At 71.8% G+C, this 13,406-nt stretch carries 13 protein-coding genes and 2 tRNA genes; 8 read left to right on the forward strand and 7 right to left on the reverse strand.

Annotated elements, in window-relative coordinates; all coding sequences use genetic code 11:
* The first annotated feature begins 55 nt into the window (after positions 1 to 55).
* Positions 56 to 535, forward strand: a complete 480-nt coding sequence (locus ACZ3IG_RS01880) for a mycothiol-dependent nitroreductase Rv2466c family protein (protein ID WP_467428052.1) — start codon at positions 56 to 58, stop codon at positions 533 to 535.
* A gap of 137 nt (positions 536 to 672) precedes the next feature.
* Here ACZ3IG_RS01880 and ACZ3IG_RS01885 read toward each other — a convergent pair whose 3' ends face one another.
* Positions 673 to 1,314: a superoxide dismutase gene (locus tag ACZ3IG_RS01885; RefSeq protein ID WP_467428054.1), complete on the reverse strand. Its 642-nt coding sequence runs from the start codon at positions 1,312 to 1,314 to the stop codon at positions 673 to 675.
* Positions 1,315 to 1,490: 176 nt separating this feature from the next.
* Complete coding sequence (locus ACZ3IG_RS01890; RefSeq protein WP_467428055.1) at positions 1,491 to 2,873, reverse strand: amino acid permease; 1,383 nt, start codon at positions 2,871 to 2,873, stop codon at positions 1,491 to 1,493.
* 322 nt (positions 2,874 to 3,195) lie between these two features.
* Here ACZ3IG_RS01890 and ACZ3IG_RS01895 point away from each other — a divergent pair, with 322 nt between their 5' ends.
* Positions 3,196 to 3,777: a biotin transporter BioY gene (locus tag ACZ3IG_RS01895; protein WP_467428056.1), complete on the forward strand. Its 582-nt coding sequence runs from the start codon at positions 3,196 to 3,198 to the stop codon at positions 3,775 to 3,777.
* Between the two features lie 468 nt (positions 3,778 to 4,245).
* Here ACZ3IG_RS01895 and ACZ3IG_RS01900 read toward each other — a convergent pair whose 3' ends face one another.
* Positions 4,246 to 5,685 carry an amino acid permease gene (locus tag ACZ3IG_RS01900; RefSeq protein WP_467428059.1) on the reverse strand — a complete coding sequence of 480 codons (1,440 nt, stop codon included), beginning with the start codon at positions 5,683 to 5,685 and terminating at the stop codon, positions 4,246 to 4,248.
* Positions 5,686 to 5,838: 153 nt separating this feature from the next.
* Between ACZ3IG_RS01900 and ACZ3IG_RS01905 the strand changes: the two genes are divergently transcribed.
* Both ACZ3IG_RS01905 and ACZ3IG_RS01910 read left to right on the forward strand, forming a co-directional pair.
* On the forward strand, positions 5,839 to 6,324 hold the full coding sequence (locus ACZ3IG_RS01905) for a ribose-5-phosphate isomerase (RefSeq protein WP_467428061.1): 486 nt from the start codon (positions 5,839 to 5,841) through the stop codon (positions 6,322 to 6,324).
* Between the two features lie 70 nt (positions 6,325 to 6,394).
* Positions 6,395 to 7,204 (forward strand): Fpg/Nei family DNA glycosylase, encoded by an 810-nt coding sequence (locus ACZ3IG_RS01910; RefSeq protein ID WP_467428064.1) that lies wholly within the window; start codon positions 6,395 to 6,397, stop codon positions 7,202 to 7,204.
* A 29-nt stretch (positions 7,205 to 7,233) separates the two neighbouring features.
* Here ACZ3IG_RS01910 and ACZ3IG_RS01915 read toward each other — a convergent pair whose 3' ends face one another.
* Entirely contained in the window at positions 7,234 to 8,484 is a 1,251-nt protein-coding gene (locus tag ACZ3IG_RS01915) for a GNAT family N-acetyltransferase (RefSeq protein ID WP_467428066.1), read from the reverse strand.
* A gap of 164 nt (positions 8,485 to 8,648) precedes the next feature.
* Between ACZ3IG_RS01915 and ACZ3IG_RS01920 the strand changes: the two genes are divergently transcribed.
* Positions 8,649 to 9,845 carry a SpoIIE family protein phosphatase gene (locus ACZ3IG_RS01920; RefSeq protein WP_467428068.1) on the forward strand — a complete coding sequence of 399 codons (1,197 nt, stop codon included), beginning with the start codon at positions 8,649 to 8,651 and terminating at the stop codon, positions 9,843 to 9,845.
* A gap of 1 nt (position 9,846) precedes the next feature.
* Entirely contained in the window at positions 9,847 to 10,299 is a 453-nt protein-coding gene (locus tag ACZ3IG_RS01925) for an HD domain-containing protein (RefSeq protein WP_467428070.1), read from the forward strand.
* Between the two features lie 9 nt (positions 10,300 to 10,308).
* Here the strand turns inward: ACZ3IG_RS01925 and ACZ3IG_RS01930 are convergent, their stop codons facing one another.
* Complete coding sequence (locus tag ACZ3IG_RS01930; protein ID WP_467428072.1) at positions 10,309 to 11,442, reverse strand: acyltransferase family protein; 1,134 nt, start codon at positions 11,440 to 11,442, stop codon at positions 10,309 to 10,311.
* A gap of 490 nt (positions 11,443 to 11,932) precedes the next feature.
* On the opposite strand from ACZ3IG_RS01930, the gene ACZ3IG_RS01935 reads away from it, so the two are divergent.
* The gene (locus tag ACZ3IG_RS01935) at positions 11,933 to 12,127 is read left to right on the forward strand and encodes a hypothetical protein (protein WP_215168989.1); all 195 of its coding nucleotides are present in this window, start codon (positions 11,933 to 11,935) and stop codon (positions 12,125 to 12,127) included.
* 19 nt (positions 12,128 to 12,146) lie between these two features.
* On the opposite strand, the gene ACZ3IG_RS01940 is transcribed toward ACZ3IG_RS01935, so the two are convergent.
* Positions 12,147 to 12,785: a hypothetical protein gene (locus ACZ3IG_RS01940; protein WP_467428075.1), complete on the reverse strand. Its 639-nt coding sequence runs from the start codon at positions 12,783 to 12,785 to the stop codon at positions 12,147 to 12,149.
* A gap of 103 nt (positions 12,786 to 12,888) precedes the next feature.
* A tRNA-Gly gene (locus ACZ3IG_RS01945) sits at positions 12,889 to 12,962 on the reverse strand.
* A gap of 163 nt (positions 12,963 to 13,125) precedes the next feature.
* Between ACZ3IG_RS01945 and ACZ3IG_RS01950 the strand changes: the two genes are divergently transcribed.
* Positions 13,126 to 13,202 (forward strand) — tRNA-Pro (locus tag ACZ3IG_RS01950).
* Positions 13,203 to 13,406 lie beyond the last annotated feature (204 nt).

The following is a 13,406-nucleotide window of genomic DNA, read 5'->3' on the forward strand; positions in this document are numbered from 1 at the left end:
ATGTGCCCCTGACGGCGGACAGCCGGGGAACGGGCGTGCCCGGCCAGGTGTGCAGATGACCTCCCGCTGGGTGCTGGAGGTCGAGAAGGTCCGCGACATCCAGGTGCGCCGGCACGTGATGAGCCTGGCCGTCCTCAACGAGGACAAGCTCGACGACCTCCCCGAGGAGTACCGCGAGATGCTGGCGGCCAAGGCGTGGGGCCCGGCCAAGGAGGAGGCCGCCGCCGCCCTGAAGGACGCCGGCCTGCCCGAGTCCCTCATGGGCCACTGGGACGACACGCCGTACGAGCCGCAGCCGCGCGCCTCCCACAAGGAGGGCATCGACAAGGTCGGCCAGGAGGTCGGCACCCCGGTCGTCGCCGTCCCCGGCGCCGACGGCGAGCAGCTCGCCTTCTTCGGCCCGGTCGTCACCCCGCCCCCCCAGGGCGAGGAGGCCGCCCGCCTCGGGGACGGCACCCTCGCGGCCGCCTCGGTCCCCGGCTTCTACGAGATCAAGCGCACCCGTACCAAGGGCCCGGACTTCAGCAACCGGTGACCACTTCCGGCCCGCCCGCGCAGGACGCCAGGGAACCCCCGTGAGTCACGTCCTCACGGGGGTTCCCCTCTCTCCGCCTGCCGTCGCGAAGGGTGAGAAGACGATCACGAGGCAGGACGCTTCACCCGGGCCGGGCCTCAGGGCGCCAGCAGCAGCACGTCGGTGCGGGACCTGGCCGCCTCGTGACGCCGGGCCACGTCCTGCCAGTTCACGACCGCCCACATGGCGTCGATGAAGTCGACCTTCTGGTTCTTGTACTGGAGGTAGAAGGCGTGCTCCCAAGCGTCGAAGACCAGGATCGGGACCGAACCCTGGCCGACGTTGCCCTGGTGGTCGTAGACCTGCTCGACGATCAGCCGGCCGCTCAGCGGCTCGTAGGCGAGCACGCCCCAGCCGGAGCCCTGCGTCGTCGCGGCGGCCTTCGTCAGCTGTGCCTTGAAGCCGGCGAAGGAGCCGAAGGACTCGGCGATCGCGTCCGCGAGGTCACCGACGCCGTCGGCGGCCAGAGGTTCGCCGCCGCCGTCGCCGGTCATGTTGTGCCAGTAGATCGAGTGCAGGATGTGGCCCGAGAGGTGGAAGCCGAGGTTCTTCTCCAGGCCGTTGATCGATCCCCACTGCTCCTTGTCCCGCGCCTCGGCGAGCTGCTCCAGGGTGTCGTTGGCGCCCTTCACATAGGCCGCGTGGTGCTTGTCGTGGTGCAGCTCGATGATCTCGGGGCTGATCACGGGGGCCAGCGCGGAGTAGTCGTACGGCAGTTCAGGAAGCGTGTACACGGGCATGACGGACCGATCCCCTTCGACCTCTTATTGCAAAAGGCTTGCAAGTGCACGCTAGCAGCAAGAGTCTGCCGGGGGGATCGGAGGGAAGGATTTCCCGGGCGTGGCGCCGGAACGCGGAAGGGCCCCCGCACGGAACGCTGTCCGTACGGGGGCCCTTCCGCGCCGCCTGGCGGCCGTCAGCCGCGCGCCCGCCGCCGCTGCCGGGCCCAGCCGACGGCCGCCAGGGCCAGCGTCATCGCGCCCGTCGAGTACAACTGCACCCGCGTGTCCGGCTCACGGGCCATCAGCACGAACACCGCGGCCATGCCCGCCAGTGCCACCCAGGTCAGCCACGGGTACGCCCACATGCGCACCACCAGCTTCTCGGGCGCCTCCCGCTCCAGACGGCGCCGCAGCCGCAGCTGGGAGACGGCGATGAAGACCCAGACGACCAGGATGACCGCGCCGATCATGTTCAGCAGCCAGGCGAAGACGTCGTCCGGCCGCCAGTAGCTGAGCAGCACGCAGCCGAAGCCGAACAGGGAGGAGACCAGCACGGCGACCCGCGGCACCCCGCCCGACACCCGGCCCAGCGCCCTCGGCCCCTGGCCGCGCTCGACCAGCGAGTAACCGATGCGGGAGGCGCCGTAGATGTTGGCGTTCATCGCGCTCAGCAGCGCGACCAGCACGACGACGTTCATGAGCTGACCGGCGCCGGGGATGCCGAGTTCGTCGAGGGCGGCCACGTACGGGCCCTTCTCCACGACCTCCGGGGAGTCCCAGGGGACCAGGGTGACGATGACCGCCATCGAGCCGATGTAGAACAGCGCGATCCGCCACATCGCCGTGCGCACCGCGCTCGCCACGCCCTTGACCGGGTTCTCCGACTCGGCCGCCGCGATGGTCACCGTCTCCAGGCCACCGTAGGCGAAGACGGAGGCGAGCAGGCCGATGATCAGACCGTTGCCGCCGTTGGGCAGGAAGTCGCCCAGGTGGGAGGTGCCGGGGGAGTCGGTGCCCGGCAGGACGCCGGCGACCGCCAGCACGCCCAGCACCAGGAACAGCGAGATCGCGCCGACCTTGAGCGCGGCGAACCAGAACTCGAACTCGCCGAAGTTCTTCACGGCGGCCAGGTTCGTCCCGCAGAACACCACCATGAACAGCGCCACCCAGGCCCACTCGGGCGTGCCCGGCAGCCAGCCGTGGACGATCTGCGCGGCGCCGATGCCCTCCAGGCCGACGGCCGTGCACAGCAGCACCCAGAACGCCCAGCCCGCCGTGAACCCGGCCCACGGGCCGATCGCCCGCTCGGCGTGCGCGGAGAAGCTGCCCGACGAGGGATGCGCGGCGGACATCTCGCCGAGCATCCGCATCACCAGCATCACCAGCAGGCCGGAGAGGGCGTAGGCGATGACGATCGACGGCCCGGCGGCGGCGATGCCGGCCCCGGACCCGACGAACAGCCCCGCCCCGATCACCCCGCCGAGGGCGATCATCGACAGATGGCGCTGCTTGAGGCCGTGGGAGAGCGAGACGCCGTCGGCGGTCCCCGACGACGGATCGGTGGTGGTGCTGGGCATGGGCGCGGCTCGTCCCTTGCTGCGAGGGGGTAAAAACGACAACAGTCTGGGCGTACGCGCGCTCCGCCGAAATGACTGACCAGCATCCGGAATGGAGAATTTCGGAGCGTGGTGCTCCGATTACTCGACGGCGGTACGGGAGACAGGTCACGCCACCTCAGTGACCGGTGTCACCTCCGTGCCGGTGTGGCGCGCTGCCGTTGTCCGAAGCCAACCAACTCCGCGACCCCGCCTTTGTCGGGCGCCGACGGTGATCCGTGTCAGTGCGGCGGTATAGCGTCACGGTGTCCCGAACCGTCCCTCACCGCCCAGCGGAGGCCCCATGAGCACCGCCACCGTCCTCGCCCGTCCCGGCCGGGTACTCGCCGACCTGCTCCCTGCCTCCCGGGTCAGGGACGCCGCGCTGGTGGCCGGCGGCGCCGCGCTCACCGGCCTCGCGGCCCAGATCGCCGTGCCCGTCCCCGGCTCCCCGGTGCCGGTGACCGGCCAGACCTTCGCCGCGCTCCTCGTCGGCACCGCCCTCGGCGCCGGCCGCGGCGTCCTCTCGCTCGTGCTGTACGCCCTGGTGGGCATGGCGGGCGTGCCCTGGTTCGCGGGCGGCGGCTCGGGCGTGTCCATGCCGTCCCTGGGCTATGTCTTCGGCATGATCCTCGCCGCCGCGGCCATGGGCGCCCTCGCCCGCCGCGGCGCCGACCGCTCCGCCTGGCGGACGGCCGGCGCGATGCTGCTCGGCGAGGCGATCATCTACGCCGTCGGCGTCCCCTACCTGGCCCTGTCCACCGGCATGTCGGCCGGCGCCGCGATCGCGGCGGGCCTCACCCCGTTCCTCATCGGCGACGCCCTGAAGGCGGCCCTGGCGATGGGCGTGCTGCCCGCCGCCTGGAAGCTGGCCGACCGGCGCTGACGCCGGTCCGCAGCCGCGCACAGGCCCGCCGGGCCGCCGTACACCTCCGTACGGCGGCCCGGCGGGCCTCTCGCGTACCGGGGTGGCGGCCGGCGGGCCTCTCGCGCACCGGGCCCCGCCCCGGCGAGGCCGACGAGGGCGGCCACGCGGCAGTCACCGCGTCCACCGCCGCCTCCGCTCCCGGCGTCGCCTCCACTCCCACCGTCGAAGGCACCGCCCGCCCGCCCGGCCTGCCGCCCGGCGCGCGAGCGGAGGCCGGGCGGCTTCCCCTGGGCGCCGCCCGACGGACTACCGCAAGATCCGCCTCGCGGAGACGACGTTCCGCGACCACCCGGCGGTGATCTGGGAGTACGCCTTCACCCTCAAGGACGTCCCCTGGCACGCCCGGCGTACCAGGTCAGCACCTGGTACCAGCCAGAGACCGAGGGGAGGACGCCCTGAAGGTCTGCGAGAAGGTCAAGGCCGGCTTCACTCCGCTTCGGCCCCGCGCCCGCCCCCGACCCGCTCCCGGACCACCGCCACCACCAGCACCACCGCCGCCACCAGCAGCGACAGCAGGATCGTCGTACGCCCGTCGTGCTCGGTGTCGGTCAGCATGTAGCCCAGCACGAAGACGATCAGCGCCGCCGTCGCCCAGGTCAGATACGGATACAGCCACATCCGCACGACCAGCTTCTCCGGCGCCTCCGCCTCGATGATCCGCCGCATCCGCAGCTGCGAGAAGCAGATCACCAGCCAGACGAACAGGGCCACCGCGCCCGAGGAGTTGACGAGGAAGAGGAAGACGGAGTCGGGCCACTTGTAGTTGAAGAAGACGGCGAGGAAGCCGAACGCCACCGAGGTGAGGATCGCCGTCCGCGGCACCCCGCCCGGGGTGGTCCGCGCGAACGACCGCGGCGCGTCCCCGCGCTCACCCAGCGAGAACGCCATCCGGGACGCGGTGTAGAGCCCCGAGTTGAGGCAGGACAGTACGGCGGACAGCACGATGACGTTCATGATCTGCCCGGCGTGCGGGATGCCCAGCGAGTCCAGCGCGGCGACGTAGGAGCCCTCCTCGGTGATCGAGGCGCTGTCCCAGGGCAGCAGGGACACCACCACGAGGATCGACCCCAGGTAGAAGACGGCGATCCGCCAGATGACGCTGTTGGTCGCCTTGGCCACCGCCCGCTGCGGATCGTCGGACTCGCCGGCCGCCAGCGTCGGGATCTCACTGCCCATGAACGAGAAGACGACGAGCAGGACGCCGGTGAGGACGGCGCCGGGCCCGTTGGGCAGGAAGCCGCCGTGCTCCGTCAGGTTGGACAGCCCCGCCTGATCGGTGTCGGCCCCCGGCAGCACACCGAAGACGGCCAGCCCGCCGACGACGATGAACGCCGCGATGGCGACGACCTTGATCCCGGCGAACCAGAACTCGAACTCCCCGTAGGAGCCGACGGAGACGAGGTTGGTGGCGGTCAGCACGATCATCACGATCAGCGCCCACCCCCACTGGGGCACGGCCGGGACCCACTCCTCCAGGATCGACGCCCCGGCGGTCGCCTCGACCGCCAGCACCACCACCCAGAAGAACCAGTACAGCCAGCCGATGGAGAAACCGGCCCACCGCCCCAGCGCCCGGTCGGCGTGCGCGGAGAACGAACCGGAGGTCGGATTGGCCACGGACATCTCGCCCAGCATCCGCATCACCAGCACCACCAGCGTGCCGACGAGCGCGTACGACAGCAGGATGCCGGGACCGGCGGCGGCGATACCGGTGCCGGAGCCCACGAACAGGCCGGCGCCGATGACACCGCCGATGGCGATCATGGTCAGATGACGGTTCTTGAGGCCGGGCTTGAGCCCGGTGCCGGACGCGGCGCCGGCCTCGGGGCCGGGCGCGGCTTCGGTACGAGTCGGCTGAGAGGTCATAGTCGGACCAGTGAAACCGAGGCTGTCAATTTCCTGAACCTTTGATTCCGATACGTTATGCAAAGATTCTCTGTTGCTTCTGTGGCGCTGTTCACTTTTCCGCACGTGCCACCCGACGCCGCCTCCCCCTGCCCCGCGTGTCACACTCGACGCATGCGCGTGTATCTCGGCTCCGACCATGCGGGCTACGAACTCAAGAACCACCTCGTCGAGTGGCTGAAGGCCGCGGGCCACGAGCCCGTCGACTGCGGGCCCCACATCTACGACGCCCAGGACGACTACCCGCCGTTCTGCCTGCGCGCCGCCGAGCGGACGGCCGCGGACGAGGGCGCCCTCGGCGTCGTCATCGGCGGCAGCGGCAACGGCGAGCAGATCGCCGCCAACAAGGTCAAGGGTGTACGCGCCGCACTGGCCTGGAGCGAGGAGACGGCCTCCCTCGGCCGTCAGCACAACGACGCCAACGTCGTCGCGGTCGGCGCCCGCATGCACTCCCAGGAGGAGGCGACGAAGTTCGTCGAGACCTTCCTCAACACCCCCTTCTCGGGTGACGAGCGGCACAGCCGCCGCATCGAGATGCTCGCCGGGTACGAGACGACCGGGGACCTCCCGCCGATCCCGGCCCACCACCCGCAGCAGTAGACCGGCAGGTCCGTACCCGCCCCGCCGCAGGACACGGCAGGGCGGGACGTGAGGAAAAGGACGACAGCAGGTGCCAGAAGGGCACACGATCCACCGGCTGGCCCAGGACTACGACGCCGCCTTCGCCGGCCGGGCCGTCCGGGTGACCAGCCCCCAGGGCAAGTTCTCCGACGCCGCGGCCCTCCTGGACGGCGCGGAGCTGACCGCAACCGAGGCGCACGGCAAGCACCTCTTCCTCGGCTTCCGCGACAGCGACTGGGTCCACATCCACCTCGGCCTCTTCGGCAAGGTCACCTTCGGCCCGGCCCCCGCGCCCCCGCCCACGGACACCGTCCGGCTGCGCCTGCTGAACGACACCGCCCACGTCGACCTGCGCGGCCCCACCGCCTGCGCCCTGATCACCCCCGCCGAGAAGCGGGCGATACACGACCGCCTCGGCCCCGACCCGCTGCGCGCGGACGCCGATCCGGCCGCCGCCTACGCCCGGATCTCCCGCAGCCGTACGACGATCGCCGCGCTGCTCATGGACCAGAAGGTCATCGCCGGCGTCGGCAACGTCTACCGCGCCGAGGTCCTCTTCCGGCACGGCGTCGACCCCTACCGCCCGGGCCGGGACATCGGCCCCGCCCTCTGGGACGCGCTCTGGCACGACCTCGTCGGCCTGATGCGCGAGGGCGTCCGCACCAACCGCATCGACACGGTCCGCCCCGAGCACACCCCGGAGGCGATGGGCCGCCCGCCCCGCGTCGACGACCACGGCGGCGAGGTCTACGTCTACCGCCGGGCGAACCGGCCCTGCCACATCTGCGGCGGCGAGATCCGCACCGCCGGCCTCGCCGCCCGCAACCTCTTCTGGTGCCCGGCCTGCCAGCGCCCCTGACCCGGACCCCGCGGCCCGGGGCCCCGCGCTCAGAAGCCGTGCGGCAGCCAGGGGGCGACATCGGAGGAGAAGCCCAGCGACGCCTCCGCCAGCGCCCCCGGCCGCAGCTCCCGCACCCGCCCGGCCAGGCCCAGCGCGGTCAGCGGCACACCGCCGAGATAGGCCGAGCCCAGCTCCCGCACGGACAGGGCGAGGTCCGCCGGATCGGACGTCCGGGTGCAGGACGCCCCCTTCTCGTTGCCCGCCAGCCGCCAGCGCCCCGCGTTCCACGGGCAGAAGGCGTCCTCGACCTCGAAGACCACGTCCACCGGCGCCCGGTACGTCCGCGCCTGAAGCGCGGCCCCCACGTCCACCAGCCGTACGTACAGCATGTCCCGCAGCTGCGGCAGGCACCGCCGTATGTCGGAGACCTGGTACTGCCACGCGTCGTCGGCCGGCCGGCCCCGCACGCTGAGCGTCGTCGTCAGGTCGATGTCGAACAGGAACCGCCACAGCGCCGCCCGGGTCGCCGGGTCGAGCCCCTCCAGGTCGGCCAGGACCACCGTGCCCTCGTGCCCGGCCTTCCCCCACCCCGGCCGCACCCGGAACCGCGCGTACCCCGTGACCTCGCCGTCCCGGGACGCGACCACGCACTGCAGCGGCGACGCCCCGTCCCGCCCGCTCTCCGGGTCCAGCAGCCCCAGCCGCTCCCACCCCGGCTGCCGGGCCAGCATCCCCGGCCGCCCCGGCACCAGCCGGGCGTACACCGCCTCGCACGCGTCGAGGACGTCCGCGGGCTCCGCGTACCGCAGCCGTACGTCATCCGTCCCGGGCGGGACGGACAGCCGTACCTGACTGGTGTCGATCTCCGCGCTGACCTGGACGGTCGCCGCGCCGTACCCGAACCGGCCGTAGATCGCCGGCTCGGACGCCGTCAGCACCGCCAGCGGCTCGCCCCAGGAACGTATGTCGTCCAGCTGCCGGCGCATCATCGACGTCAGCACGCCCCGGCGCCGGTGCGTCGCGGCGACGCCGACCATCGTGACCCCCGCGGCCGGCACCAGAGCCCCGCCCGGGACGCTCATCCGGAAGCCGAACGCCCCCGCCGTCCCGACGCACTCGTCCCCCTCCCAGACACCGAGCGAACGGTCGGCCTCGGTCAGGGACTTGTACAGCGCCCGCTCCTCGGGCGCCTCCGGCACCCCGCCGAAGGCACGCAGCAGCGTGTTGTACCACCTGTCCCATTCGTCCTGCCGCAGTACCCGCAGGGCCGTCGTCCGCTCTGTGCTGTCCATGCTCATGGACCATGCCTATCAAGGACGATGCGGGGCGAGCCAGGGAAATTTCTCCCGCCGGCCCACACGACGGCCCCGCTTGCAGTTCACTGTGAACTCCGGCCTCGGACGGGGGACAAGTGGTACCTCCCGTGCCAAGCGCCCGCTCCGATGGATAGGGTCCCGAACTGATGGCAGCAGGACGACAGCGGCGCGCGGAAGCCGACACGTTCACGGCCCGGTTGAAGAAGCAGTGGCACCGGGCCCGCGTCGCGCTGCGCAAATCCGCCGTCGACTACTTCCGCGGCGACGGCTCGGACTGGATCGCGCTGGCCGGGCTGCTGCTCACCGTGCCCGTCATCGCGGTCACCACCATGGTCAACTCCGTGTGGGTCTCCCCGGCCGCGCTGGTCCTGCCGATCGTCGCCGGCGGCCTGCTGCTGCGCCCGTCGAGCCTGCTCGGCCTGTACGCGGCGGCGGCCACCGCGCTGATCGTGGAGTCCGTCCGGCTCGGCCCGTACACCGAGGGCCCCTCCCGGGTCACCCCGGGCGTGGTCCTGGTCGTCGCCGCCTGCGGGTTCATCGGCCTGCTGATCGCCCAGTTCCGCAGCCGGGTCGGCGTGCCCTGGCGGCGCGGCGGCACCATGCTCTTCGACCTGCGCGAACGCATCCGGGTGCAGAGCAAGCTGCCCGAACTGCCGCCGGGCTGGCACCGCGAGATGTCGCTGCGTCCGGCCGGCGGCCAGTCCTTCTCCGGCGACTTCGTGGTCGCCGCCCGCACAGGCGGCGGCCGGACCCTGGAGGTCGTCCTCACCGACGTCTCCGGCAAGGGCATGGACGCCGGTTCCCGCGCCCTGCTGCTCTCCGGCGCCTTCGGCGGCCTGCTGGGCAGCCTGCCCCCGCACGCCTTCCTGCCCGCCGCCAACGGCTACCTGCTCCGCCAGGACTGGGACGAGGGCTTCGCCACCTCCACCCACCTCGTCCTGGACCTCGACTCCGGCGACTACGAGCTGTACACCGCCGGGCACCCGCCGGGCCTCCAGCTCAGCGCCGGCACCGGCCGCTGGGAGGAGAAGGCGGCCGAGGGACCGCTGCTGGGCGTGTACGACGGCGCCCAGTTCGACCCCGTGAAGGGCTCGCTGCGCCCCGGCGACGTGCTGATGCTGTTCACGGACGGCCTGGTGGAGACCTCCGACCGCGACATCGTCGAGGGCATCGACCGCCTCACCGGCGAGGCCGACCGCTACGTCGCCGGCGGCTTCCACGGCGCCGCCTGGCACCTGATCGAGGCCGTCGCCAAGGACGTCAACGACGACCGGGCCCTCCTGCTGATCTGCCGGGAGGGCCCGACCACGGCCCAGGCGCTGGCCCAGGACGCGGATGCCTGACATGAGCGCGCCCACCTTGTCCCTGGCCGCCGTCGAGGCCACCGCCCGCGCCGCCCACGCGGGCCAGACCGACAAGGCGGGCCGCCCGTACGCCGAGCACCTGGCCGCCGTCGCCGAGGGCGTACGGCGCCGGGGCGGCGACGACGAGCAGATCGCGGCGGCCTGGCTGCACGACGCCGTCGAGGACGACGCCCTGTCCCGCGCCTGGCCGGCCGAGGCCCCGCTGAGCCGCCGTACCAAGGCCATCGTGCTCGCGGTCACCAAGCGGGCGGGGGAGCCCCCCGAGGCGTACGCCGCCCGCATCCGCGCCACTCCGGGCGCGCTGCTGGTCAAGGAGGCCGACCTGGCGCACAACGCCGACCCGGCCCGGCTCGCGGTCCTCGACGAGGCGACCCGCACACGGCTGACGGAGAAGTACACACGGATGCGCGCACTCCTCGGTCTACCGGGCTGAGAACAGCGGCTAGGCGGAGACCTTCTCCCGGCTGCCCTCGCCCCGCGCCCGGTCCGGCTCCGCCCGCTCGCGCTCCCGGGCCGCCTGCGCCGCGTCCCGCTGGAAGGCCCACGCCATCGTCGGCTCCATCGCGAAGCGGAAGACCCGCCGCACCGGCGCGGTGCACAGCAGCGTGACGGCCGCCGCGGCCAGGACGGTCACGAGGACCTCCCCGAGCGGCGCGCGCAGCCAGGCGGGGTCGAACAGGCCCAGGGAGTCGGCGCCCTTGATCACGAAACCGTGCAGCAGGTAGCCGTAGAGCGTGCCCGCGCCCAGGGCCGTGAACCAGTGCTGCCGGCGCGGCACCCAGGCGAAGAAGCAGGCGGTCAGCAGCAGCGAGCAGCCGAACAGCGCCAGCGTCATGACCGGCCCGGTCCACCAGGGCGCGCCCAGCTCCTGGGCGGAGTCGCGGTGGTAGAACCAGCCGGTGTTCATGCGCGGCACCGCCCACCAGCCGGCCACCACGGCCGCCGCGAACACCGGCACCGACGCGCTCCGCACCCACCGGCGGCGCACCCACTGGAAGTGCTCGGCCCTCATCCGCAGCCCCAGCACGAAGAACGGCAGGAACTGCAGCACCCGCTGGAGATCCAGGTCGTCGCCGATCGCCGGCGAGACGGACGCCAGCATGGCGATGACCAGGGCGACGGGCAGCGGGTACCGGATCAGTTTCCAGACCGGTGTGGTCAGCCGCCACACGAACAGCGCGATCAGGAACCACGTCAGGTACCAGGGGTCCAGGAGGCTGATCTCCTGGTCCGGCGCGCTGCCGGCGTAGCGGTTGAAGAGCGAGTACGCCGTCTCGAAGAGGACGTACGGCACGACGACCCCGGTGATCAGCCGCCGCAGCCGGTCCGGGCGCATGTCGAAGCTGCGGGAGAAGAAGCCGGAGATGATGATGAACGCCGGCATGTGGAAGGCGTACACCACCTGGTACAGACCCTCCAGGACGCGGCTGTCGCCCTTGAGCGGCTCCCAGGAGTGGCCCATGGCGACCAGCACGATCGCCAGGTACTTGGCGTTGTCGAAGAACGCGTCGCGCTGTTTGCCGGGAGGGGGCGGCGTCCTGCGGTCGCCGTGCGGGGACGGGGCAGCGTGGAACATTCGAGGCACCCTAGCGCTGTCTGCGGGACTCCGTAAAACGCCCGGCGCCATTGCTGTGTCATTCCCGCATATGGGCCGCCAAAAGGCCGTGACGCACAACGATCCACCGCACTCCGAGCGTCGGCCACCCACCCAACCTCACCCCTCTTGTCCTGATTCATCAGGACAAGAGGGGTGAGAAATCGGGCACTTGGCGGCGACTCGATGTGCCCGCCGCAACAATTCGAAATGCCTGCGAACACTTGGTGGGGGAGTGGAGGTGAACCGGTCGGACTTTCTCCCCGAGCACTCCTTCGCATTACTGTGCGGACCACGGGTGTCGGGGTACCGGAGGCGTCATGGTGCCCGGTGGACCCGTGGGGCGCCGGGCAGACGTTGCGTCACCGGCCGCATGAGGTGGCCGCGTTGGTGGCACGATGGTTCCTGGCGGGGGTGCGCGAGACCGTACTCCCGGGCCGGGAGAGCGGACCGACCTAGGGTGTGATCAGTTGTGGCCATTTCACTGTCTGTGGTGCTGCTGTTGGCGATCATCCTGGTGGTGCTCATCCGCGGGGGATCCCTCAAGGCCGGCCCCGCGATCGTCGCGGTGCTCTTCGGCTTCTTCCTCGCCTCCACCGGCATGGCGCCGTCGATCAACCGCTTTATGAACTCGATAGCGGAGACGATCAACTCGATCAGCTTCTGACACCACCCAGGGCTCCGGTTCACGGAAGCCGGGGCGCACCGCCGCTCGGAGCGCGCTGTGCGGGACGGCTGTCCCCGGTGCCGTGGCGCTCGGCGAGCAGCCGCCTGCGGTGGCCTCTCCGGCGGAAGGCGGTGACGAGGGCGACGGCGGCACCGACGCCGATCCCGAGCAGCGGGACGAGGACGGCCAGTGCCAGCCGGCCCCCGAGCGCGACCAAGCCCCCGGTGTCCCCGACGGCGTACCGGGACGGCCCTTCGGAGGTGCAGGTGACCTCGTACTCGCCCGCCCGCGACACGTCGATGTCGTAGAACGGGTTCCAGGTCTGGCCGCGGGTGAGGAACACGTCGATCCCCGGGCCGGTGAGAGCGGGGTCGCCCGGGCCGGTGATGGCGCACGCCTCCTCGGACGACGAGCCGAACTCGTCGTCCTCCTTCCAGATCGCCTTCTCGTGTCGCGGGTCGAGCCGCAGCGTGACGGTGTCGCCGTCGGCGAACTGGTTGTCCGTGTCCACCGCGTCGACGGCGTCTTTGAACCCGTACACGCCGATGGCCGCGCCCAGCACGATCAGCACGACACTGATCGCGGCCGCCGTCACGTACCAGTGGCGGCCGGGCCTCAGTTCGTTCGGCGGTATCCGCGGCGAGGGGAAGGGCTGCATCGGCACAACCTAGATCACCCGCGCCGCCCCGGGACCGGACGGTGCCCGGGACATGACCGGGGTCAGGCGGAGGAAAGACCCTCCGACCTGGCCCCGAGCCGTCTGGAGCGGGCGACGGGAATCGAACCCGCGTAGCCAGTTTGGAAGACTGGGGCTCTACCATTGAGCTACGCCCGCACAGCGCGCGCCGCGGATCACCGGCCGCGGCACTGAAGGCATCGTAGCGGGTCGTCCCCCTTCGCCGCACACCCCGTCGCCGTCACCATCGGACCTTCACGGCAGCCCGTGGAATGCGCGGGTCCGAGGGGCCGTCGGCATGTACCCTACGTGTCGCACCAGACGGGGTGTGGCGCAGCTTGGTAGCGCGTCCGCTTTGGGAGCGGAAGGCCGTGGGTTCAAATCCCGCCACCCCGACCATCCACCGGCCGTGCGCTCGGCCGTCCGCTCGGCCGTCCACCGGCCGTGCGGCCGGTCACCTCGCGTGATCGTGCCGCGATCGACGTGATCGCCTTTTGGGCCGTGTACCCGCTGCCGTTACTATGCAAGCTGCACGCCCGTGTGTCTCATCCTGTGCAGTCTCCCGGGCGGCGAACATCGGCCGGGCCGCTCTGGCTCCGGCAG

The organism is Streptomyces sp. NPDC016677, from assembly GCF_055562815.1.